The 22,432-nt window shown below is 70.0% G+C and carries 23 protein-coding genes; 11 read left to right on the top strand and 12 right to left on the bottom strand.

The features are described from left to right. The first annotated feature begins 32 nt into the window (after positions 1 to 32). Positions 33 to 3,329, top strand: coding sequence for a TIM-barrel domain-containing protein (locus tag CHC09_RS39840; RefSeq protein ID WP_239138826.1), 3,297 nt, complete (start codon positions 33 to 35; stop codon positions 3,327 to 3,329). A gap of 39 nt (positions 3,330 to 3,368) precedes the next feature. On the opposite strand, the gene CHC09_RS39835 is transcribed toward CHC09_RS39840, so the two are convergent. Then, a complete protein-coding gene (locus CHC09_RS39835; RefSeq protein WP_089298453.1) occupies positions 3,369 to 3,599 on the bottom strand; it encodes a hypothetical protein in 231 nt (76 codons plus the stop codon). A 59-nt stretch (positions 3,600 to 3,658) separates the two neighbouring features. Between CHC09_RS39835 and CHC09_RS39830 the strand changes: the two genes are divergently transcribed. Then, positions 3,659 to 3,859, top strand: a complete 201-nt coding sequence (locus tag CHC09_RS39830) for a hypothetical protein (protein ID WP_143232833.1) — start codon at positions 3,659 to 3,661, stop codon at positions 3,857 to 3,859. A 48-nt stretch (positions 3,860 to 3,907) separates the two neighbouring features. Beyond that, complete coding sequence (locus CHC09_RS39825) at positions 3,908 to 4,162, top strand: hypothetical protein (RefSeq protein WP_089298451.1); 255 nt, start codon at positions 3,908 to 3,910, stop codon at positions 4,160 to 4,162. A 91-nt stretch (positions 4,163 to 4,253) separates the two neighbouring features. On the opposite strand, the gene CHC09_RS39820 is transcribed toward CHC09_RS39825, so the two are convergent. Then, positions 4,254 to 4,706 (bottom strand): LNS2 domain-containing protein, encoded by a 453-nt coding sequence (locus CHC09_RS39820; RefSeq protein WP_239138827.1) that lies wholly within the window; start codon positions 4,704 to 4,706, stop codon positions 4,254 to 4,256. Between the two features lie 20 nt (positions 4,707 to 4,726). Then, on the bottom strand, positions 4,727 to 6,184 hold the full coding sequence (locus CHC09_RS39815) for a peptide MFS transporter (protein ID WP_089298449.1): 1,458 nt from the start codon (positions 6,182 to 6,184) through the stop codon (positions 4,727 to 4,729). Between the two features lie 209 nt (positions 6,185 to 6,393). On the opposite strand from CHC09_RS39815, the gene CHC09_RS39810 reads away from it, so the two are divergent. After that, the gene (locus tag CHC09_RS39810) at positions 6,394 to 7,287 is read left to right on the top strand and encodes a DUF5995 family protein (RefSeq protein WP_143232832.1); all 894 of its coding nucleotides are present in this window, start codon (positions 6,394 to 6,396) and stop codon (positions 7,285 to 7,287) included. A gap of 201 nt (positions 7,288 to 7,488) precedes the next feature. Here CHC09_RS39810 and CHC09_RS39805 read toward each other — a convergent pair whose 3' ends face one another. From CHC09_RS39805 to CHC09_RS39775, 7 genes are all read right to left on the bottom strand, one after another. Then, positions 7,489 to 9,186, bottom strand: a complete 1,698-nt coding sequence (locus tag CHC09_RS39805) for a DEAD/DEAH box helicase (RefSeq protein ID WP_089298447.1) — start codon at positions 9,184 to 9,186, stop codon at positions 7,489 to 7,491. Positions 9,187 to 9,318: 132 nt separating this feature from the next. Continuing rightward, positions 9,319 to 9,768 carry a SitI3 family protein gene (locus CHC09_RS39800; RefSeq protein ID WP_143232831.1) on the bottom strand — a complete coding sequence of 150 codons (450 nt, stop codon included), beginning with the start codon at positions 9,766 to 9,768 and terminating at the stop codon, positions 9,319 to 9,321. Further along, a complete protein-coding gene (locus CHC09_RS48765; protein ID WP_179277474.1) occupies positions 9,768 to 10,433 on the bottom strand; it encodes a CdiA C-terminal domain-containing protein in 666 nt (221 codons plus the stop codon). Before CHC09_RS48765 ends, CHC09_RS39800 begins: the two co-directional genes overlap by 1 nt. Before the next feature lie 6 nt (positions 10,434 to 10,439). Continuing rightward, positions 10,440 to 11,141, bottom strand: a complete 702-nt coding sequence (locus CHC09_RS39790) for a WXG100 family type VII secretion target (RefSeq protein WP_089298445.1) — start codon at positions 11,139 to 11,141, stop codon at positions 10,440 to 10,442. A 6-nt stretch (positions 11,142 to 11,147) separates the two neighbouring features. After that, positions 11,148 to 11,471, bottom strand: coding sequence for a hypothetical protein (locus CHC09_RS39785; RefSeq protein ID WP_089298444.1), 324 nt, complete (start codon positions 11,469 to 11,471; stop codon positions 11,148 to 11,150). Next, entirely contained in the window at positions 11,468 to 11,857 is a 390-nt protein-coding gene (locus tag CHC09_RS39780) for a YbaB/EbfC family nucleoid-associated protein (protein WP_089298443.1), read from the bottom strand. The genes CHC09_RS39785 and CHC09_RS39780 overlap by 4 nt, the downstream gene beginning before the upstream one ends. 158 nt (positions 11,858 to 12,015) lie before the next feature. Further along, a complete protein-coding gene (locus tag CHC09_RS39775; RefSeq protein WP_089298442.1) occupies positions 12,016 to 13,713 on the bottom strand; it encodes a hypothetical protein in 1,698 nt (565 codons plus the stop codon). Between the two features lie 1,569 nt (positions 13,714 to 15,282). Between CHC09_RS39775 and CHC09_RS39765 the strand changes: the two genes are divergently transcribed. Then, positions 15,283 to 17,253 (top strand): hypothetical protein, encoded by a 1,971-nt coding sequence (locus tag CHC09_RS39765; protein ID WP_143232830.1) that lies wholly within the window; start codon positions 15,283 to 15,285, stop codon positions 17,251 to 17,253. A gap of 66 nt (positions 17,254 to 17,319) precedes the next feature. Here the strand turns inward: CHC09_RS39765 and CHC09_RS39760 are convergent, their stop codons facing one another. Continuing rightward, entirely contained in the window at positions 17,320 to 17,781 is a 462-nt protein-coding gene (locus CHC09_RS39760; protein ID WP_089298439.1) for a hypothetical protein, read from the bottom strand. A 44-nt stretch (positions 17,782 to 17,825) separates the two neighbouring features. Here CHC09_RS39760 and CHC09_RS39755 point away from each other — a divergent pair, with 44 nt between their 5' ends. From CHC09_RS39755 to CHC09_RS39740, 4 genes are read left to right on the top strand one after another with little or no spacing between them, the layout of a single operon-like run. Continuing rightward, the gene (locus tag CHC09_RS39755) at positions 17,826 to 18,281 is read left to right on the top strand and encodes a DUF4334 domain-containing protein (RefSeq protein ID WP_089298438.1); all 456 of its coding nucleotides are present in this window, start codon (positions 17,826 to 17,828) and stop codon (positions 18,279 to 18,281) included. Between the two features lies 1 nt (position 18,282). Further along, the gene (locus CHC09_RS39750; RefSeq protein WP_089298437.1) at positions 18,283 to 19,383 is read left to right on the top strand and encodes an NAD(P)-dependent alcohol dehydrogenase; all 1,101 of its coding nucleotides are present in this window, start codon (positions 18,283 to 18,285) and stop codon (positions 19,381 to 19,383) included. A 56-nt stretch (positions 19,384 to 19,439) separates the two neighbouring features. Then, positions 19,440 to 19,901, top strand: a complete 462-nt coding sequence (locus CHC09_RS39745; protein WP_089298436.1) for an Asp23/Gls24 family envelope stress response protein — start codon at positions 19,440 to 19,442, stop codon at positions 19,899 to 19,901. Continuing rightward, on the top strand, positions 19,898 to 20,656 hold the full coding sequence (locus CHC09_RS39740; protein ID WP_089298435.1) for a nucleotidyltransferase domain-containing protein: 759 nt from the start codon (positions 19,898 to 19,900) through the stop codon (positions 20,654 to 20,656). The genes CHC09_RS39745 and CHC09_RS39740 overlap by 4 nt, the downstream gene beginning before the upstream one ends. 57 nt (positions 20,657 to 20,713) lie before the next feature. Here CHC09_RS39740 and CHC09_RS39735 read toward each other — a convergent pair whose 3' ends face one another. Beyond that, a complete protein-coding gene (locus tag CHC09_RS39735; protein ID WP_143232829.1) occupies positions 20,714 to 21,148 on the bottom strand; it encodes a hypothetical protein in 435 nt (144 codons plus the stop codon). 221 nt (positions 21,149 to 21,369) lie between these two features. Here CHC09_RS39735 and CHC09_RS39730 point away from each other — a divergent pair, with 221 nt between their 5' ends. Together CHC09_RS39730 and CHC09_RS39725 are read left to right on the top strand one after the other, a co-directional pair. Next, a complete protein-coding gene (locus CHC09_RS39730; protein WP_089298433.1) occupies positions 21,370 to 21,951 on the top strand; it encodes a pyridoxamine 5'-phosphate oxidase family protein in 582 nt (193 codons plus the stop codon). 17 nt (positions 21,952 to 21,968) lie between these two features. Further along, the gene (locus CHC09_RS39725; RefSeq protein ID WP_143232828.1) at positions 21,969 to 22,418 is read left to right on the top strand and encodes a hypothetical protein; all 450 of its coding nucleotides are present in this window, start codon (positions 21,969 to 21,971) and stop codon (positions 22,416 to 22,418) included. The last annotated feature ends 14 nt before the right edge of the window (positions 22,419 to 22,432 follow it).

Raw genomic sequence — 22,432 nt, 5'->3', positions numbered from 1 at the left:
TGTGACATCTCGGTTACGCGATCGGGGGCGTCGTGTCGATCCATGCCGGTGGCCGCGGATTCCTCGCCCGGACGGCGGGCCTGCTCACCCTTCTCCCGCTGCTCGCGCTGACGCCCGGTGCGGCGCTGGCCGCGCCCCGCCCACCGCAGGTGCACGGGCAGAGCGTCCGGGCCGGTCACCTACGGGTCCAGGTGCTCAGCAGCACGCTGCTGCGGCTCGAATACGCCGCCGACGACTCCTTCGAGGACCAGCCCACCCTCAACGCCGTCGACCGCGCGCCGGGGCGCACCCGGTTCACCGCCTCGACCCGTGGTGGCGAACTGCGGGTCACCACCGGCTCGGTGACGCTGCGCTACCGGCTGGCGAGCGGCCCGGTCACGCCCGTCAACACCACGCTCGAGCTGCGGGTCGGCGGGCGCCAGACCAGCGTGCACCCGGCGTTCGGGTCACCGGCCCGCGACGACGCGCTCGGCGGCTGGTACCGCGGCCTCGACTACTACGCGGGACAGGCCGGGCCGGTCGACCAGCTCACCCTGCATCCCGGCATGCTGAACCGCGGCGGCTGGTACCTGCTCGACGACACCGGCACCGCCCTGCGCACGGCGGCCGGCTGGGTCGCCGCCCGCCCGGCGCGCACCGGCGCCTACCAGGACGGCTACCTGTTCGGCTACGGGCACGACTACAAACGCGGCCTGACCGACCTGCGAACCCTGACCGGGCCCTCCGTGCTTCCGCCCAAGTGGGCGTTCGGCAACTGGTTCTCCAAGTACGAGGCGTACACCGCCGAGTACTACCGGACTGAGCTCCTGCCGGCGTTCCGCGCGCACGGCGTCCCGCTCGACTCGCTGGTGATCGACACGGACTGGAAGGCGCCGAACCAGTGGGCCGGCTGGAACTGGAACACCGGCCTCTTCCCGAAACCGGAGGAGTTCCTCGACGGGCTACGGCGGCAGGGCGTCAACGCGACGCTCAACGTGCACGCCGCGATCTCCGGCGACGATCCGCGCTTCGCCGCGGCGCAGACCGCCGCGAAGGGCAAGCTCACCCCGGCGACCAGCAGCTTCGCGCCGAACCCGTACCGGTTCGACTGGACCGATCCGGACCAGGCCGCCGCCTACGGCGGACTGCACGAACCCTTCGAGGATCAGGGGGTACGGCAGTGGTGGCTGGACTACTGCTGTGACGACAGCCTCGCCGGCACGCCGGGCGTCACCGCGGACAGCTGGGTCAACGAGCTGTACCGGCGCGCGGGGGAGGAGCACGGGCGGCGCGGATTCTCGCTGTCGCGGATCGGGGCGTCGTTCCCGGCGTACACGACGATCGGCCCCTCCGGGCCGTGGGCCGAGCACCGCAGCACCGTCCACTTCACCGGCGACACCCGCCCGGACTGGGCGAGCCTGGCGTTCGCCGCCGCGATGACGCCGGCCGAGGCGAGCATCGGCATGTCGTACGTCAGCCACGACATCGGCAGCTTCGCGGGCAAGCACCTGCCCGACGACCTCTACCTGCGCTGGGTGCAGCTCGGCGCGTTCCAGCCGATCCTGCGCCTGCACTCCGACCACGGCGACCGGCTGCCCTGGGAGTACTCGGACACCGTCGGCAAGCCCGCCGCGGACCTGCTGCGCCTGCGCGAGTCCCTGGTGCCGTACCTGTACACGGCGGCCCGGCAGACCTACGACACCGGCCTGCCGATGACCCGGGCCCTCTACCTCGACTGGCCCGAACTCGACGAGGCGTACCGGCACGACACCCAGTACCTGCTCGGCGACTCGCTGCTGGTCGCGCCCGTGACGAAGCCGGGGCTGAGCACCACGACGCCGGTGTGGTTCCCGCCGGGCACGTGGACCGACCTCTTCACCGGTACGACGTTCCGCGGCCCGGCCACCCGCACGGTCGCCGCGACGCCGGACCACATGCCGGTGTACGTCCGGGCAGGCGGCGTGGTCGCCGGAGCCGATCCGGGCGTCAACGTCGCCGGGCAGGCCCGTGACCGGCTCACGCTGACCGCCTACCCGCACGCGTCGGGCGGCACCACGGTCTACGACGACGCCGGCGACGGCCTCGGCTACCGCGACGGCCAGTACGCGCGGATCCCGGTCCGCTACGACGAGGGCCGGCGCGCCACCCTCACCGTGGGGCCGGTCGACGGGACGTACCCGGGCGCGCCCGCGACCCGTCGCTACACGCTCGCGTTCGCCGGCGTCTCCCGCCCGCACGTCGTCACGGTCGCCGGTCGCCCCGCGCAGTGGTCCTACGACAGCGCGAAACACCTGCTCACCGTCGAGGTGCCGGCCACCGCCGCGACCCGCCGGGTGATCGTCACGCACGACGGCAGCCCGCTCACCGTGGCACAGCGGCCGGCCGTCGACCTGACCCTCGTCGCGCCCGACGGCCTGCAGTCCGGCGCCACCAGCCGGCTGGTGACGACCGCCCGCAACGACGGGCCGGGCACCGTCACCGCGCTGTCGGCCACCGTCGAGGCGCCGACCGGCTGGGTGGTAACGCCGCGCACACCGGCCACCGCGGCGTCGCTCGCGCCCGGCGACACCTTCACCGTCACGTACGACGTCACGCCGGCCGGCTCGTCACCGCGGACCGCGAACGTCGTCGGCCGGCTCGCGTACCGGAATCCCGACGGCAGCGCCACGACCCTGCCCGCCGCCCTGACCGTCCCGGTCCGCCCCGTCGACGTCACCTTCCGGGTGCTCGCGCCGCCGGGCACGCCAGCCGGCGCGACGCTCTACCTGCCCGGCAACATCACCGAACTCGGGCCGTGGGACCCCGGCAAACTGGCTATGACCGACCGCGGCGCCGGCGTCTGGGAGGCGACCATCACGGTGCCTGACGGCACCGACATCCAGTACAAATACACCCGCGGTACGTGGGAGACCGTCGAGGACTGGGGCTCGATCGTCGGCACCAACAACCGCGCGGTCACAGTGGACGGTGGCATAACCCGCACCATGCTGGTCGACGACACGTCCACCGCCTGGGACACGCCCGGCGTCCCGGACCTCCACCTGGCGATCCGGTACTGGCGTGACCCGCTGGTGGTCAGCACCGCCGCGACGGCGGCCGCGGTCACCGTGACATTCCAGCGGGACGTCCAGCCCACGGGCGCCGGCTACGACGGTTCGGTGGTGGTCACCGGATCGAGCGGTGCGGTACCCGGCACGGTGACCGAGACCGTACCGGGAACCCTGGTGTGGACGCCGGGCCCGCCGCTGGTGCCGGGCTCGTACACGCTCAGGGTCGCGGAGGTGAGCAGCACCGGAGCCGGCGGCGTGCCGATCCGCACCCCGTACACGTCCACCTTCACCATCGGCTGATCGCGCCCGGCGCCGTTCACGGCGCCGGGCGGGCGCGGGTCAGTGCCGCCCGATGCTCTCGCGCCGGTCCCGGACGGCCAGCCGGAGAGCCGTCCAGAGCCGCAGTCTGCGGGAACTGTCGCAGGCGGCGAGGAGCCGGGCGAGCCCTTCCCGCTCGTGCGGCGGCACCATCGCGATGACGATGATCACCGGTAGCGCGGCCGCGACCAGCTCGGTCAGAACAAGTACGCCCAGCGTGAGCATGGCGGCGACAACGAGTGAACCGGTCACCGTATCCCTCCTGTCGTGTCGAGGTGGGACGCGCTCAGCGCGCCGTCGTGAAGGCCGCGATGACCAGCATCGCGAGGCCGAGTACGGAGGCGAACGCGGCGATGGCCGCGGCCGCGGCGGCTTGGATCAGGGCCCTGATGGGCGCGATCGTCCGCTTGAGACAGCGCAGAACGGTGGCCCGGACCGATATCGACGATCTTCTGGATCACTATCAGACCCGCTACGCGCGGATGTTGCTGCCGAACTCCGCCGCAAGTTGAGAATTTCCTGCGCTTGTCCGTGGTAACCGGACTTTCTACCGTGGAGGAATGACGAACCACGAGGACGCCGGCCCCCGGGCCGCGACTGACGATTCGCCCGTCACGGTGACCGTCGCGGAACCGGTGATCACCCTGTGTGGTGCCGGCAGCTGCCCGACCGTTTACCGCACCGACCGCGGCACCGTCCTGGTGCAGGGCGTCGCGGCCACCGGCGTCGCCGTCGCCGACGGTGAGCTGCTCGTCGAGATCCCGCGGGAGCTGCTGATCGAGGCAGCCCGCCAGATCCAGGAGCAGGACGTCTGACCGTTCATCCCCGTCCCCGCTCGATGACGCGCGGCTGACCCGAGGCGGCACGCCCGACCTGCCGCCAGTTCGTCGCGCCCACCAGAGCGTCTCAGGTGCGGCCGTCGCGCTCCTGGGCCTGGTGGAGGGACTTCTCGTGCGGCACCCAGTCGGCCAGCCGTACCGGAAAGCCATCCTTCTTCAATCGGAGCACCACGTCCGGATCGTCGTCGACGACCACCGCGATGACGCCCTCGGCCGAGAGTTTCCGCAGGCGGCCGGCCTTGAAGTCGCGGGCCGGTCGCCGATCGTGATCGGGCCGCATCAGCAGGCGCCCGGCCGGCAACTCGTGCGCCGTGAACCAACGCTCGGTCACGGTCCGCAGCCGCTCCGGGCGGCCGGTGAGCCAGATCAGATCGTGATCGCGGGCGTACTCGTGCACCAGGTCGGCCCCGGGGCGCAGCACCGGATCCCGGCCCGCGGCCGCGAAGAACGCCTGCCAGTCCTTCGGCCGGCTCGCGATGTGCCGCAGCCGGTGCCGCACGTCGGCGACCACACCGTCCACGTCGAAAACGGCCAGGGGGCTCAGCGGACGCCACCCATCAGCCGCGAGATCGGACGACTGGCCGCCGCCAGCGCCACTCCCAGAACGATCGCCACGGCGCCGAGGATACCGAAGTACGCCGTCTCATGATCAGCGCTGTAGAACCGGGCGAGCGTCCCGGACGCCGCCGTGCCCAGCGCCACCGACAGGAAGAAGAGCGCCACCATCTGCGTCTGGAACGCGTGCGGCGCCAGCTTGGTCGTCAGCGACAGTCCCACCGGCGACAGCAGCAGTTCCGCCACCGTGAAGACCAGCAGGATGCCGGCCAGCGCGAGCAGCGGGGCACTGTGCGGACCGCCCCCGGCCAGCGGCAGGAAGAGCAGGAACGCGACGCCCATCAGCACCGTTCCGGCGGCGAACTTGACCGGGCTGGAGGGCTGCCGGTCGCCCAGGCGGGTCCAGAGCGCGGCGAACACGCCGGAGAGCACGATGATGAAGACCGGGTTGATCGACTGCACCCAGGAGACCGGCATCTCCCAGCCGCCGAGATCGCGGTCCAGCCGCTCGTCCGAGTAGATCGTCACGACCGTGAACTGCTGCTGGTACAGCGACCAGAACGCGGCACTGGCCAGGAACATCGGCAGGAACGCCAGCACCCGCCGGCGCTCCCGGGGCGAGACCCGCGGGCTGGACAGGATCACCGCGAAGTAGGCCGTCGCGGCGACGACGCTGAGCACGACCACGACCGTCGACAACCGGTCCGCGGACATCCACGTCAACGCCGAGAGGACGATGACCGCGATCCCGCCGAACAGCACGCCCACAGCCACCGGCAGGCGGGACGCGGGCAGCGGGTTCGGCACCTCCCGGCCCTCACCGGGCAGGTTGCGGCGGCTCAGCGTGTACTGCGTCAGCCCGATCGCCATGCCGACCGCGGCCAGCCCGAACCCGTAGTGGAAGCCGGCGGTCTCCTGCAGCAGCCCGGTCAGCAGCGGCCCGGCCAGCGCCCCCAGGTTGACGCCCAGGTAGAACAGCGCGAACCCGGCGTCGCGGCGCTCGTCGTGCTCGTCGTAGAGGGTGCCGACCAGCGACGTCGCGTTCGCCTTGACACCGCCACTGCCGATCGCGATCAGCACCAGGCCGACGCCCACCCCGAGCGGCCCGGACAGCAACGCCAGCGCGATGTGGCCGAACATCACCAGCACCGCGCTCAGGAACAGCACCCGCTCCGAGCCGAACAGGCGGTCGGCGGCCCAGGCGCCGAGGACGGTGGAGAGGTAGACGGCTCCGCCGTACGCGCCGACGATGCTGGTCGCGGTCCCCTGATCGATGCCGAGCCCGCCCTCGGCCGCCGGGTAGTAGAGGTAGATGAGCAGGATGCCCTGCATGCCGTAGAACGAGAACCGTTCCCACAGTTCCACGCCGAACAGGTTGGCCAGCGGACGCGGCTGACCGAAGAACGTCTTACCGGAATGCCCGACGGGCGCGTCGATGGCCATGCCTTGGCCTACCCAGGTCCACGCCGTTCATGCCCGGTCCCGCCGTTCTGCCAAGCTGGTCGAGGGTCCGCCAGACCTGGCCGGCCGGGTCGCCCGGGTCGCGCCAGCAACATTCGTCCCTTTGTTTTCCTGATATTTCCGAAAGGCGGGCTGATACGTCAGCCATCCGACGGATTCAAAACCCTTGTCGGTACGCAACGATGAAGAACGTGAATTTCGATCGAGTGCAGGTGCAGAACAGCGCCGACCGGCTCGCCGCGGGCCGGCAGCGGCTCGCCCGCGCAGTCGTGGCGTCCTCGCACGACTGGTCACCCGCCCAGCAGGAGATGCTGGCGACGGTCGCCACCCCACCCGACGACATCGCCGGGGTGATCGATCGGCTCAAAGCGGTGCAGAAGGTCCTCGACACCCTCCCGCCGAGCCCCGGCACCAATCGTGTCGCGGCCTTCAACACCCTCTACCTGACCATCACCGAACAGGTCGCGACGAGCCTGACCGGCCCGGACGTCACCGACCCGGACTGGCTGGAGACCCTCGACGTCGAGTTCGCCCGCCTGTACTTCAAGGCCCTCGGCGCCTGGGGCGTCGCCGGCGCCGACCCGGCCGACGCCTGGGAGGTCCTGTTCCGCCGCGCCCACGACGACTCGATCACCCCGATGGACGCCGCCGTCCTCGGCGTCAACGCCCACATCAATCACGACCTGGCCCTCGCCGTGGTCGCCACCTGGCACCGCCTCGGCTACTCCGGCGACCGCCCGCAACACCCCGACTACCTGCTGGTCAACCGCATCTTCTACCAGCAGATCCCGCTCCTGCGCCGCCGTTTCGCGACGGCCTGGCAGCTGGAGATCGACCGCTGCGTCGGCGACCTGGACGACTGGAGTCAGAACATTCTGGTTCGTACCACCCGCGCCCTGGCCTGGGAACAGGCCGAGATCCTCTGGCACCTGCGCGACGACCCGAAGGACCTGGCTCGGGCCCTGCAGATCCTCGACCGCGCCTCGGCCTGCGCCGGCGAGACCCTGCTCACCGGCACCAGCCTGCTCAAAGCCCTGTGGCTCACCGCCAGCGCCTGGGCAAAACGCCTCTTCAAACGCGCCTGACCAGCCCGGCGCCGATCGGCGCTCCACCGTGGCTATGTGGCGCCGGCTGGTTCCGGCGCTCCGGCCCGGCCCGCCACATCTCGTCATCCGAGCCCAGCGGGCGCGCCGGAGCCCATTCGATTCCCGAGCCGACATCCCGGAGGGATCGGCGCGGCCGCCGCCCGAAGTCGTCAGGCGGCGGCCGGTCCGTGTGCCTGCTGGTCAGTGGTTGGGGCGGTCCCGGCGGACGGTGGGGCGACGGCCCCGGATGGTGCTGTGGCTCAGCGCCCGGATGACCCGCTCGGCGTCCGCCTCCGGAACCTCGACCAGGGAGAACCGGTCGGTGATCTGGATGGCGCCGACGTCGCGGGCGGGCAGCCCGGCCTCGCCGGCGATCGCGCCGACCAGGTCCTGCGGGCGCAGGCCCGCACGGCGGCCGAGGCCGACGAAGACCCGGGTCACCGGGCCGGAGCCGGAGCGGCCTCGGCCGGGGCGCCGGTCGTCGAAGCGGTCACTGCCCGGGCCGCGGGAGTCGCGGCCGCGGTCCTCACGTTCGCGCATCGGGGCGATCGCGGGGATCTCCTGCTCGTCGACGTCGCCGCCGTTCGCCTCGTGCAGGAGCTTCAGGCCCGCCAGCGCGACCGTCTCGAGATCGGCGTCGTCGGTCAGGGAGGCCAGGACCGATCGGAAGCGGTCGAGGTCGTCGGCGCTCATGGCGTCCTGGACCGTGGTGCGGACCAGGTCGAGGCGGCGGGCGCGCAGGTCGGTTACGGTCGGCAGCTTCTCCAGGGCGATGCGCTGGCCGGTGAGGCGCTCGATGGCCTTGAGCATGCGCTGTTCGCGGGGTTCGGCCAGGGTGATGGCGGCGCCGGTCCGGCCGGCGCGGCCCACCCGGCCGATCCGGTGGACGTACGCCTCGGGGGCCGAAGGCACGTTGTAGTTGATGACGTGCGTCAACTGTTCGACGTCCAGGCCGCGGGCTGCCACGTCGGTCGCGACCAGCAGCTCGGTGCTGCCGCCGCGGAGCCGGCCCATCACCCGGTCGCGCTGGTCCTGGCTCAGGCCGCCGTGCAGGGCCTCGGCGCGGTAGCCCCGGCCGTTCAGGCTCTCGGTGACCTCGTCGACCTCCTCGCGGGTGCGGCAGAAGACGATCGCGGCGGTCGGCATCTCGACGTCGAGGATCCGGCCGAGCGCGGCCGTCTTGTGGGCGCGGGCGACCAGGTAGGTGCTCTGACGCACCGTGGGCAGGGCGTCGGCCGCCGAGGTGTCGCGGCCCATCCGGATGCGCAGCGGTTCACGCAGGTGGCGTCGGGCGATGGCGTCGATCCGGGGCGGCATGGTCGCCGAGAACAGGACCGTCTGCCGTTCCGTGGGGGTTTCGGCGAGGATCGCCTCGATGTCCTCGGCGAAGCCCATGTCGAGCATCTCGTCGGCCTCGTCGAGCACGACGGTGCGGACCGCGTCGAGCTGCAGGGTCTCGCGCTCGATGTGGTCCAGGATCCGGCCGGGGGTGCCGACGACGACGTCCACCCCACGTCGCAGGACGTGCAGCTGGCGGCTGATCGGCTGCCCGCCGTACACCGGCAGGACCCGGACGTTCAGGTCCCGACCGTACCGGTGAACGGCCTGCGAGACCTGTTCGGCCAGCTCGCGGGTCGGCACGAGCACCAGCGCGGTCGGGCTGTCCGAGCCGCCGGCCTCGAGGCTCTGCAACAGGGGCAGCGCGAAGGCCGCCGTCTTGCCGGTGCCGGTCGCGGCCTGGCCCACCAGATCGTGGCCGGCGATGAGCGGTGTGATCGCCTCCCGCTGGATCGGCGTGGGCTCCTCGTAGCCGAGATCGGCGAGCGCGCGCAGCAGTTCGGGGCGCAGTCCCAGGCCGGCGAAGCCTGCATCGGTGCTGGTAGCAAGGTCTTCATCCACGGATACCAGGATACGGAGGCAGGATCGCCGACTCACATGAGGGCAAGCGCAAGCGCTGAGCGTACGGCCTTGATCAGCAGTCGGTGACCGGTTTGTCGGATGGCGAGGCTGAAGGTGACGCGGCGGGATCGATCAGGCGGGGATGATGGGATCGACGACACCGTGCACTTCCCACCAGCCGTCCCGCTTGTGCTTCGTGATCACGCCATTGACGCGGGTAAGCAGCAGCCAGTTCCCGTTGAGATCCAGCGCGACATCCTCGGCCCCCGAATCCAGCACCCGTTTGACGGCCGCCAACATCGCCGGCAGCGTCTGACTCGGGTGAGCCGTCTTGTCCATACGAAATGACATCGATATGTATTCTGCGGGCTTCCACTCCCACATGCCGTCGTCCGACTCGGCGCTGCGGTAGCCGTTCTGCCCGGCGTAGATGGTGACCTCGAAGCCATACCGGTCGTACAGGTCGGCGACGAGAAGGGACGGTGAACCCTGAGGGCGCTCGGCCGGGTCGGGGAACGCCCGGACCGCCAGGTCGGTGATGGTCGTGGCCCGGGCGATGGTCAAACGGTATTCAAGCGCCATTATGAACTCTCGGTGATGGGAATGATCTGAACTATTTCTCCGGTCGGGGTGACGGCTTTTACTTCCTTGAGGTGGGTGATGGGCCAGTCATGGAACTGTTGTCGAATGTCGGACATGTCACCCTTCCATTCTTTCAGATCAACGATTACGCGCTGGGTCTGCTCGCGTTGGATCTTGTCCTCGACATAGCTCCAGATGTTCCGGACGGTTGTCGTCGGCTTCGGTGAATAACAGTCGAAGACGCGGCCCTCCAACAGGTAGTCCGGCTTCGAGCTGGGCGTGCCCGTGTCACCGTTGTTCTCGCGCGCCTCGGCCACCTCGGCCTTGGAGGGATTTTGCTTGGTGTGATACCCCTCGGCGGCCAGGAGGATCGCGACTGAGTTTTCGCGATCGAGTGACCGTCTGGCCTCGTTTCCCTGCTCGGAATCGATGAGCGTCGGATGGCCTGTCGGATCGCCACCCTCGGGTCGGCCGGTGGGCTGGGTGACCGCGGGATTGTCAGCCCGTGCTGCGGGCTGCGGGCTGGGATGTTTGTTCTTTGTGCGGCCTCGGGTGGCGGTTTGGGCTGCCGTGTTGTGGGTGGCGCTGATGCTCCTGGCGCTGCCCGGCCCCCGGCGGCGGCCTGCCGGTGGGTCGCCGCGATCGTGTCCTTTCGAGTGCGCCATGGGTGGTTACCCGTCGATCAGGTGGGAGAGGTTGGTCAGGCTGGTGACCAGGGCGGTTGTGTAGCCGAGTATTCGGGTTCCCCACTTCGCGACGGCGAGGACGATCTGGGTGGCGACCACCGGGATGGTGACCACTGCCAGCGCTTCGACGGCCCAGACGATGACGCGGGCGACCAGGTCCGCGATCAGGTCGCGAACCAGATCACGGGTGAACTGGACAAGGTTGCCGGCCGCCTCGGTGGCGGCGGACAGGGCGGAGGCAGTGCCGGCGAGCGTGCCGAGGGCGGCGACGTTGTGGGCCATCATGGACGAGTAGGCGGCGGAGGCGGCCCCCTTCCAGTCGGGCAGGTCGCCGGCGAGGTGCCGCTGCAGCTCGACGGCGGTGTCGTTCAGCTGGGTGGCGATGTTCTGCCAGGTCGCGGCGTGGGCGGCGACTCTCTGTGGTGCGCCGGTGAGCTGGTCGAGGACGTGACGCAGCGGCTCGAAGTACTCCAGGGCCCAGCCCAGGCCGCTGGCGAGCAGGGAGCCGAAGGGGTCGACGGCTGTCGAGGCCAGACCGACGCCGGTGGCGGCGCCGGACAGTGCGCCGTCGATCCAGTCGCCGTCGCGGATCGCCGAGACCAGGGTTTCGACGTCGCCGATCATGGTGGCGTCGAGGGCTGAGTCCTGCGCGGCGGCCGGGGCGGCGATCAGGGAAGGGCTGGTCATGGGAGATCACCGAAGGGTGCCGGCGGTGCGGATCGTGGCGGCCGATCTCGTGTCGGAGGCCTCGTAGTCGGTGGCGGTGGAGTGCAACTCGTCGGCGAGGATGCCCAGGTTCTCGGCGACGTAGGCGACCAACTCGTCCTGGCGGTGGTGGCGGGCCGCCAGCAGCGCCGGGAGCCAGTCGCACAACCTGCCGTACGCCGAGTGGTCGTGGGTGATGAAACTGCTCGCCGCCTTGATCGAGTCGAAGCGGTCGCGGAGGGACCGCAGGTTTCCGGTGTGACGGCGGATCTGGGCGGCGTCGGCCAGCATGCCGTCCGGTGAATCGATCACGGCTGGACCTGCCCGGAGGGGGTGGCGCGGGACATCATCTCGCGGGCGGCGGCGGACTCGGGGCCGACGGTTTCCAGGATGATCCGCCGGGTCTGATCGGCGGCTTGGCGGCGGGCGTCGCGCAGCGTCGCCAGGACGGTGCGGGCGACGGCGCCGGGGTCGTGCTGGGACAGGTGCGGTCCGAAGCGGATGTCGAGCAGGGCGCCCTGCGTGTCGATCGTGATCTCGACGATGCGGCGCGGGTCGGTGGTGGTCACCCGGAGTGCGCTGAGCCGGTCGCTCATCGTTCTCGTGCGGGTGACCAGCTCGTCGATCTCGTTCTGCCAGGCGGCGATCCGCTCCAGCGCCATGCCGGGTTCGAGCAGGGGTTCCACGTTCGAGGCCATGCGAAAGCTCCTTCGTCGTAGTGAGACACGCAGGGAGCGGTGACACCGCGAGGATGTGAGGTTCGGCTGGCCGGCCGGTTTCAAGTTAGGCGATGGATCAACTCACCGCGACAGGCAAATCGCTGCCTGTGGATAACTCTTGAAAGTGCTGGCAGGGCTCACCGGCAGCCGGGAAGCTGCTCGTAGTTCCAGCGTTCGACACCGGTCTGGTTGACCACCACGACCTCGTCCGCGCTGCGCAGGCAGAGCTCCGCGCTGAGGGCTCTCATCCGCCCGTCGAAGTAGTCCCGGCCGGCGGCGTGCGCGAATCCGGCGGCCGCGTCCACATGGAGCAGTGCGACCCGAGTACTCCCCGAGGGCGCGTGCGCCTCGAGCTCCTTCAACGCATTCTGCAGATTCGCGGTGACGGAGTCGCTGCTCACCGACTTGACCTGAATGGCGTACGTACGCTGTCCGGAGGTGTGGACCAGGATGTCCACGCCCTTGCTGTCGAGTTTGACGGTCGCGTCCGGGTCCTCGCGCAGGACCCCGGCCGCGACCTGCAGTTGCCGCCGATACCCGGTCTTCCCGTTCACCGGTGTTCCTGGAGTGCCGGTGTCGTACTCGAAAATCGGGTTCGGCAGTTTGGTGTAGAGGATCGCCGGATTCTCCAGGCGCCTGGATCGGATCAGTTCGCCGACTTCCGGCAGCACCCCCAGGGTGACCGCGTTCTCCATCGCGTCGATGGCCTTGTCAGCGTCGAATCGCGGGACCTTGCCCATCGCGTCCAGGGTGAACAGCATCGCCGAGGTCTGGCTGGAGTCGAGCCGGCCGAGAATCCGCGACCGGCCGGGCACGAGGCCCTTTTCCTGCAGTCGTCGCATCAGGTTCAGAGCCGACCCGTGAAGCTCGGGGCAGTAGATCTGGGCCCGATAGTCCGCCGCCACGTCCTTGTTGGTCGCCGCCGGATTCGGGAAGCTCATTTTCGGCGTGGTCACGGTCTGCCCGGGGGATAGCTTTCCCAGCGCCTTGACCTGGGTCTTCGGCATTCCCGGCGAGACCGAGGCGATCACCGACGCGTCGCCCGCCGCTGTTCCGGTATTGGTCACCGTCACTGACCAGGAACAGGTCACCGAGCGGCACGTGGTCGCGTTGACGGTCACGTCGAAGGCCGGCAGATTCGCCGCCACCTTGTCCTCTTCCCGCGCGTCCGCCGGAAAAACGGCCTTCGGGGCGTCGCCGGGCGATGGGTCGACCAGGGCACTGACATAAGGCGGTGTTTGCGGGGCTGAACTGTCGGTCTGCGTGAGTGGGGTGCCATCCTGCAACGGTCCGCCGAACCATACGAGCCGGTACGGTTTCTCTCGGCTGAACAGCACGGTCCACCCGTCGCGTCGCATTCCGACGACCGCCCGCCCGGCCACGGAAACCGTGCCGGTGGCCGGTGTCCCGCCGTCGCGCACCCACTCGATCATCGAGGCCAGTGCCTTCGGGGTCAGCGCGTCGTTCTCCAGGGGAAACGCGTAGTCCTTCGGCCGTACCCAATGGGCTTGAAGTGCGCCGACCCGTGCCGGATCGCGACGTGCCCACCAATCCTGGTCACCGCGGACCGCGGTGTCTCCGCCGGAGGCGAGGTATTCCGCTGACCCGCCGCCGGAATCGGCGAGCTTTCCGGTGGTTGTTCCGCCGGCTGTGACCGTCAGGTCGCCGGTGACGTCCAGGCCCGCCTGGTCGAAGAAACTGATTTTGAGCGACGTGACTTTCTGTCCGCTCAGGGCCCTCGCGGCCTGGGCGGCGGCGACTTCCGGGTCCGGCGCGGCTTGCGGCCCCGTTTGCAGGCGGACGAGCCCGCCGGTGGCGGTAAGGGCCAGAAGCAACGCGAAGCAGATCAGCAGGAAATGGGTGCGACGCGATACCGGCCCTCTTTCCCGCAGGGGTACGGCCGGGGCCGCCGGTGTCCTGGGCGGAGTTGTTCGAGGCGCGGGAAGGGTTACGGCCGTCGGAGTTTCACGCGGACCCGATCGAGGAACGGGAGGGGTTACGGCCGTCGGCGGCTCAGGCGGACCGGATCGGGACGCGGGAAGGGCCGGAGCCGACCGTTGCGCGGAAGGAGGCGGAGCCGATCGAGGTACGGGAACGACGGGGCTCGCCGACGATGGCCAGGTCCCCTGGGGTGGCGGCCGCAGCGGGTCGTGCTCGGCCGGGTGCTGCCGGGGCACCGCGGTTTGCGGCCGTGCCGCCGGGGTGTACACCGGGCTCGCGGATGCGTCGGGCACGGGCACGACGGGTTTCGTGGCCCGCGGAGGAGGCTGAGCGGGCGTTGTCGTCCCTGGGGGCTCGCCGGTCCGCATGGGACGTTGAGTGATCGCCGGAGTGCGCGGGAGATCGGTGCTCCGCGCGGGAGGAGTCGCGGGCTTCGAAGTGCGTGGGCGAGAGTCCGTGGCCCACGGGTTGGACAGCCGTGCGGGGGTAGCCGGCGGAGGCTGTCGCTCAGGCTCGGGAGCTGGCGGAGCCTTCTCAGGCTTGAGACCCGGCGGAGTCTGCTCAGGCTCGGGAGCTGGCGAAGGCTGTCGCTCAGGCTCGGGAGCTGGCGGAGCCTGCTCAGGCTTGGGCACTGGCGCAGACTGCTCAGGCTCGGAAGGTGGCGGAGGCCGTCGTCCGGGCTCCGGAGCCGTGGGAGGCTCCGCCGTCGGGGGCGCCGGCCCGGACCTGGCGGGAGGCGTGTCCCATGGCCCCGGCTGCCGTTCGACCTCGTCGCGCTCCGGATCCATTCACACCTCCCACCCATGCCTGGACGGACGATCCTAGTGAAGCGACTCGATAAACCGGAGACGAAGTCACATATCTGGCACGTTCGACCAGCCGTGCCCCAGCGCGGGCCGGGTTGGCAGGCCGGATCGCGCTCCTGGAACCGCGTCCGCACCCTTCTGCACACATCATATTGAAACCGGCAAAAGCCGCCAGAGTGAGCCGCAGCCAGGGAGCGGTCCGATCGACCCGCATGCCTGGACCGTCCGAGTGACCCCCTACCGCTGGGTCGTCGGAGTGAGCCTTGCCCGGCCGTCCTGACCGGATGCTGATCGCCGCCGGATGATTGGCGTCGTCATGGACCGGCGGCGGTCGGGATCTCCACGTTTTCCGGGCTGTCACGGTGGCGCGTAGATCGTCTCCGAAGTGGCATTTCTGCCTGCCTGATCCATTTCGAAAGGCCGCGTTCGTGCGGTTTCGGGCGTTGACGCCCGGTCGAAAACTGGCTGGCGCCGGTCCGGTAGGCTGCAATCCTGGTCGATGAATCATCCGTCGTCCACAGGGGAGTAAATGGACTTGGCGGCTGAATGTTCGATGGCTCACGCCGTAAATCATTCTAAACGACGTTGTTTCCGTCCAGGAATATAAAATTCGCTCCTGTCGATCATAATAGTCACCTTCGACTCGGGGGATAGAAAATGACCCAGCCGCCGTCGCAGCAACAACCACCGGAGTCGGAGCCGCAGCCGCCGCAGCCCGAGCAGGGGCCGGAGCTCAAGCAGGAGCCGCAGCCCGAGCAGGGGTCGGAGCCTACGCAGGCGGCGCAGTCCGAGCAGGGACCGCAGTCCGAGCAGGAGCCGCAGCTCAAGCAGGAGCCCCTGACCGAGCAGGAGCCGACTCTTGTGCAGGAGCCTTTGACCGAGCAGGAACCCCAGCTCGATCAGGAGCCGACGCTTGTGCAGGAGCCGCAGCCCGAGCAGGGACCGCAGCCCGAGCAGGAGACTCCCACCGCCCCGCTGTGGAACGGACCGCAACCGCCTGCTCCGCCGGCTGGGCCATACACGCCGCAGCAGGGCTGGCCCCAGCAGCCGCAGCCGGGCATCCCCCAGCAGGGCTGGCCCCAGCAGCCGCAGCCAGGCATCCCCCAGCAGCCGGGAATCCCCCCGCAGCAGGGCTGGCCGCAGCCGGCATGGCAGCCCCAACCGGCACCACAGGGCTGGCACCCGCAGCAGGGATGGCAGCAGACCCCGCCCCCGATGATCCCGCCCCCCATGGTCCCGGCCCCGCCGAAGGAACCCAGGAAGGCCGACCGCCTGGCAGTCGCCGCCGCCAACGCCTCGTTCCTCAGCATCGGCTATTTCATGATGCGGCGGGTCGGCCTGGGCCTCCTGACCCTGCTGATCTCATTCGTCCTGATGTTCTTCGTCGTCCCGTCGGTACACACCGTGCTGATCGAGGTCGTCGCCGTCCTCTGGTGGCTGGCGATGATCGCGCACGGCTACTTCCTGGCCCAGGGCCCGGTCGAGCCGACCACCCGGCTACGCCAGCGGGTGCTCGGCATCTCCGCCGCGGTGGTCGTCCTGCTGGTCCTCGGCCTGCTCCGGGTCCAGGCCGCCGGCATCGGGCAGACCGTCGCCGACGCGAAGGCCGGCGGTGACTGCACGCACGCCCTGGAGGGCCTGGACAAGGTCTGGCTCGGCCTGCGCATCGCGAACGCCCCGCTCGCGGCCGAGGGCGACGACACCGTCACGGCGTGCCGGCAGCTGAACGATGCGGGGGAGCGGCTCACTTCCGGCCTCTCCGGTGACGTGGCCGACCTGAACAGTGGCTTCAACCAGCTCAACACGGTGCTGACCACGAAGCCCGGCCACGAGAAGATGGCCGACTCCGTGCTCGACAGGTTCCTGGCCGGCCTGCCGACCTCGAACCCGTGCGAGACCGTGGAGATCACCCGATGGCTCGGTCAGCGCGCGAAGACCAACAACACCCTCGACCGCTCCGCCGACGTGGTCGCCCAGCACGAGCCGAACGCCCTGCTCGGCTGCGCGGATTCCTACATGACGGCGCAGCAGTGGACGTCGGCGCAGACCGTCTATCAGCAGCTGGTCAACGCGTATCCGGCTGACCCGAACAAGGCCAGGGCGGAGGCCGGCATCGCCAAGGCGGGGCTCGCCATCGAGCTGGACACGCTCAAGGACCGGACGTCCGGCTCGTCGCCGGAGTACTGCGGCAACCCGTCGAAGTACAGCGCGGCCAAGGCGTACCGCAAGGGCGTCAACCGGGCGATGTTCTTCGGTAACTCCACCGAGTCCGGCCGGCTGCCGAGTGCCTGGAAGACCACCAACCCGGAGGCCGCGACGCTGGTCGTCTGCCTGGGCTCGGACACGCAGGGCGCGGCGGTACGCACTTGCGACTACCGGAGCAGTTTCGGCACCGGTGGGCTGCACAGCGTGACCTTCCACAAGGTCAAGATCTCGGTGAAGGGGTACGAGATCAAAACCGGCAAGCTGGTGATCAACCAGACGCTGCAGTTCGGCGGCTCCAGCTGCCCGGCGACGGTCCGCTACACCTCGTCGTTCGGGATCGACACCGGCCCGCCGCGCCACATGACCGTCACGGTGGACGCGAAGGACGTACGGGCCCAGTTCCAGAAGTTGATCGTCAAGTAGTTCCGTGTCACGACAGCGCCGCCCGGCACCGAGCCGGGCGGCGCCGTCCTGTGCGCGGAGTGCGGCTCACAGGTGATGTTCCCGGTCGCGGCGGGCCACCTCGATGAGCTCGTCGATCGGGTGCCAACTCGGGCGGTGATCCTCCTCGTCGGACAGCTCACCGCACTGCTCCAGGCGGACCAGCTGCGCCTCGGTGATCGGGGTGATCACGAAGGGGTCGCTGCTGACCTCCGGATCCAGGTTCGGCCGGCACTGCCAGATCGTGCCGGCGTGCCGGTTCTTCACCTCACCGAGGTACCACGCCGGGACGGCCACCGCGGGATCCTCGCGTTGCGCCCGCACCTGCTCGGCGCTCGCGAACCGGCCACGAATCCACAGCGCGAGGCTCTGCAGCGAGCGGGTGGTGAAGTCCCACTCCTGACCGGTCTCGGCCACCCAGCCGGGGAAGGCCGCTTCCTGCGTGGTCAACCAGGTGCGCAGGCGCGGGTTCTTCGACCAGAGCTCTTCCAGATCCTCCCAATCGCTCATAACGCCTACCTTAACGATCCGAGCTCCGGCGGTAGAGTGCAGCGATGGACGCCGATGAAGCGCGGGGCCGGCTCGAGGCCGGGAGCAAGTTCACCTTCGACGAGTTGGACGAGATCTGGTCCGCCCTGCCCACCGTCCGTCCCGAGGAGATCCTCGGCACCTGGCGGGGCAGCGAGTTCGTCACCGGCCACCGGTTCGAAGGCACCCTCACGAAGATCGGCTGGTACGGCAAGCGGTTCACGTCGCTCACCGACGTGAGCCCGATCGTCTGCCGGGACCCGGACGGTGCCCTCTACGACAACGTCGAGCTGGCCAAGGGCGCCGCCAGCCTGTGGATGGTCGAGTTCCGCGGCGAGTCGACCGCGACCATGGTCTACGACGGTCAGCCGGTCCTCGACCACTTCAAGCGGGCCGGCGCGGACACCCTGCTCGGGGTCATGAACGGCAAGGGCGTCCGCGATCAGGGCCGCTCGTACTACTTCCGGCTGGACCGCGACTGACATGCGCGCCCAGGCGGCCCTCGTCGAGACCACCGGCGGCCCGTTCACCCTGCGTGACGTCGACATCGTCGGACCCGGCGCGGACGAGATCCTGGTCCGGATCACCGCGGCCGGCATCTGCCACACCGACCTGGCCATGCGCCGCCGCTGGCCGGCCGCGCGCCTGCCGATGGTCTTCGGTCACGAGGGCGCCGGTGTCGTCGAGGCGGTCGGCGCGTCGGTCACCACGGTCGCTCCCGGTGACCAGGTCTGCCTGAGTTTCCGCAGCTGTGGTGAGTGTGTGCAGTGCCGTGCCGGTCAACCCGCCTACTGCCGGCTCAGCGACCTCAACACCCGGGGCGTCAGCAGCACGCTCAGGCGCGGTGGCGCACCGGTCTTCGGCGGCTTCTTCGGCCAGTCCAGCTTCGCCACCCACGCGATCACGTACCCGGGCAACACCGTCAAGATCCCGGCGGACTTCCCGGCGACGCTCGCCGCGCCACTGGGTTGCGGCGTGCAGACCGGCGCCGGGACCGTCCTCAACGTCCTCGACCCGGCGCCCGGCGAGACGATCGTCATCTTCGGGGCGGGCGGCGTCGGTCTCTCCGCGTTGCTCGCCGGGCTCCTGCGCGACTGCCGGGTCATCGTCGTCGAGCCCCGGCCGGCCCGCCGGGACCTGGCCGTCGCGCTCGGCGCCGCCGAGGCCCTCGACCCGGCCGCCGACCTGCCCGCGCGGGTGCTGAAGGCGCACCACGCCATCGACACCACCGGCCGCCCGGAGACGATCAGTCAGGCCATCGACGTTCTGCGCCGGCGCGGCACGCTCGCCCTGGTCGGTATCGGCGGCACCGCGAACGTCGACATCATGACGGTGCTCGCGGGCGGGATCAGCATCCGCGGCGTCATCGAGGGCGACGCCGACCCCGCCGTCTTCCTGCCGTACCTGATCGACCTGCATCGGCAGGGCCGCTTCCCGCTGGAGAGACTGATCACCACCTATCCGTTCGCCGAGATCGAGAGGGCGGCGCAGGACGCGCTCACGGGCAAGACCGTCAAGCCCGTGCTGACCTTTCAAGATCAAGATCTTTCGCCGGTACGGCCGCGTCCCGCACCGTCCAATTGATCTCTTGTACGCTCGGCTCGACAGCACCATCGAAGTGAGCCGAGGGAACGCCACAGATGAACGACGAGTCCGAGTTCCACGCGGACCGTACCCAGCAGATCTCTTTTGCCGCGGTGGCCCAGGCCGTGCCGCCGCAGAGTGGCGGAGCCGAGGTCATCGAGGTGGCCGCCTACCGGGGCGACACCCACTTCGAACGCGAGGTGATCGAGAAACTGGCCGCCGCGGCGGCGCGCTCGGTCCCGGGCGTGGCCGAACTCGGCGGTGACGTGGCCCGGTTCTTCAACTCGGTGCTCGACAAGGTCGGGCTGGACAAGGTCGGCGACGCCACCCGTGGCGTCTCGGCCAAAGTGGACGGTGTCGAGGTCGACCTTACCGTGGTGCTCTGCCTGCGCGCCGGTGAGGTCGTCTCCGAGGTGACCACCGAGGTCCGCAGCCGGGTCATCGAAGCCGTCGAGCGGTACGGCGTCCAGGTCAACAACTGCACCGTCAAGGTCGACGACATCCTGATGCCGGAGTGATCCAGGAACGGCTGATCGCCCGGGTCCGCGAACTCTGCCGGGCCGACGAGCGACTGACGGCGGCGCTGGCCTACGGCTCGTTCGTCAGCGGGGAGGCCGACGAGCACAGCGACGTCGAGTTCTGGCTCTTCTTCGACCGCGCCGTGGACCCCGGCGCCTGGCTGGCGGAGGTCGGCCCGACCCGGCACACGGTCGTCAACGAGTTCGGCACGCACGTGGTGTTCTTCCCGGGCCTGGTCCGCGGCGAGTTCCACTTCACCGGCCGGGAGGCGATCGGTGGGGTGGCCGGCTGGCCGGCCCGCAGCGGTCCCGTCGACCGGATGATCCTGGTCGACCGGACCGGTGAGCTGCGGGCCGCGCTCGAGGCGCTGCCCGCTGAGCCGGCCACGCAACCGCCCGGTGAGCTCTGCGGCCGGTTCGCCAACTGGCTGGTCCTGGCCCACCGGGTCGCGTGCCGTGGCGAGCTGTTGCGGGCCGTCGACGCGCTGACCCACGTGCAGCGGCACCTGCTGTGGATGGCCCGCCTCGCGGAGAACCGCACGCAACACTGGCTCACCCCGTCCAGGGCGGCCGAGACGGACCTGCCCGCGGACGTCGTCGCCGTGCTGCACCGCGCCACGGCCACCGCCGATCCGGTGTCGCTCACCGCCGCCGTCAGCGCCGCCTGGACCTGCGGTCGCGACTACTGGCAGCGCCTTGAACAGCCCGTGCCGGAAGCGCTCTTCGCCGAACTGGACGCCGCTCTCCGAACGTGACCCGTCCTGTGGCTCACCGCCCGGGACGGGCTTCCTGTCGTGGGGTGGGCCCGGCGGTCAGAATCCGGGGCAGAGCCGCGTCCGTACCACCGTAATGATCTTCGAAGCGGTCGCGTCGCCGAGGCCCTTCGGTGCCTCCGGCGTCACGAACCGCTGGTTGGCGACGGTCACCCACTCGCTCTGCGGGCGGGCCTTGAGGTCCCGGCACTGATCCCGGCCCCGGTTGACCAGCGAATCCGCGTTCTGCGAGGCGACCAGTGCCGGATCGATCCCCTTCAGGTCGGCGAGAAAGGCCTGGGCGGTCTCCGCGTCCGGCTTCGGCGGGAACCCGAGCTGCGCCTCCATGCTGGCCCGCAGTTCGGGCTGCGACCGCGCGTCGGCGGGGGCTTCCGAGTTCTTTGCGGCGGGGGCGATCGTCGAATCGGAACCGCTGGAACACCCCGCGAGAGAGACGGCGAGGGCGGCGACGGCGATGACAAGCTTGCGAGACATGCCCGGCTCAACGACGCCGCCGCGCATCGGGCACGGCATCCTCGGCGCGAGGAGTCTCACCCGTGGCAGGCGCGGGACCCGGCCGGCCTTCTCGCCGGGCAGCGGCTGTCCGGAAGCGACCGCGTTTCGGCCGGCTTTCCGCTGAGGAACGGCGGCACGGAAGCGGCAGTGTGACGAAAATCGGCTCGAGCGCGCTGCGGCCGGAGGGCAGGATGTAGCCCATGAAGGTGCATGAGCGGATCGACGGCCGGTTGCGAGTCTTCATCGAGGCGCAGCCGATGTTCTTCGTGGCCACCGCGCCGAGCGGAGCGGGTGGACATGTCAACGTCTCGCCCAAGGGCATGGCCGGCACGTTCGTGGTGATCGGCGAGCACCGGGTCGCCTATCTCGACTACCACGGCAGCGGCGCGGAGACGATCGCCCACCTGAACGAGAACGGCCGGATCACCCTGATGTTCTGCGCCTTCCAGGGGCCGCCGAACATTGTCCGGCTCCACGGCCGCGGCCGCACGGTACCGGTCACCTCACCGGAGTACGCCGAGCTGCTGCCCCTGTTCGCCGCGCCGCCGGACACCCACGGCGTACGGTCGGTGATCGACGTCGCCGTCGATCGGGTCAGCGACTCCTGCGGATACGCGGTGCCGCTCATGTCCTACGAGGGCGACCGTGACCTGCTCATTCGTGCCCACGAGCGGCGCACCGACGCGGATCTCGCGGAATATCGCCGGGTCAAGAACGGCGCCAGCATCGACGGCCGGCCCATCTTCGCGGAGACCGTGCCCGGGGGCTCCACAGCACCGTGATCTCCCGGGACCGGGCTGTGGAACTGATCGAAGCTGAACTGCTCAAATATCGCGACCTGTGGTCCTCCGGGGCGGCGGTCTCGGAGGTGGAGGAGCATGAGCTGGGCTGGGTCGTGCACTGGGCGCCGGTGGAGTTGCTCCGCGGAGACCACTCCTATCAGATAGGAGGCGGGGGTCCCTATCTCGTGGATCGGTACGACGAGAGCGTCCATGGCCTCGGGACCGTCGCCTACCACACCGGCGCCTGGGTATGGGAATACCTGGAACAGGTCAAGGGAGTCATACCGCTGGATCCCCTGACGGAGAGTGTCCGTCAGCTTCTGATCGACGACGGCGCAAAGGCCGCGATGCGCCATCTCCGCAGCCGGGCGCCGCGACTCACACCGGCTCAGGCCAAGCAGTACGTCACCTCCGTACGAGACGGCCTCGAACCCACCCCGGATTTGATCGAGTTGACCCGTTCGTAGCGGGGTGACGTGCC

Origin of the sequence: Actinoplanes regularis (assembly GCF_900188005.1) — a bacterium.
GTDB lineage: Bacteria > Actinomycetota > Actinomycetes > Mycobacteriales > Micromonosporaceae > Actinoplanes > Actinoplanes regularis.
The sequence above is the reverse complement of the archived record's forward strand: the minus strand, read 5'-3'. Positions and strand labels throughout refer to the sequence as shown.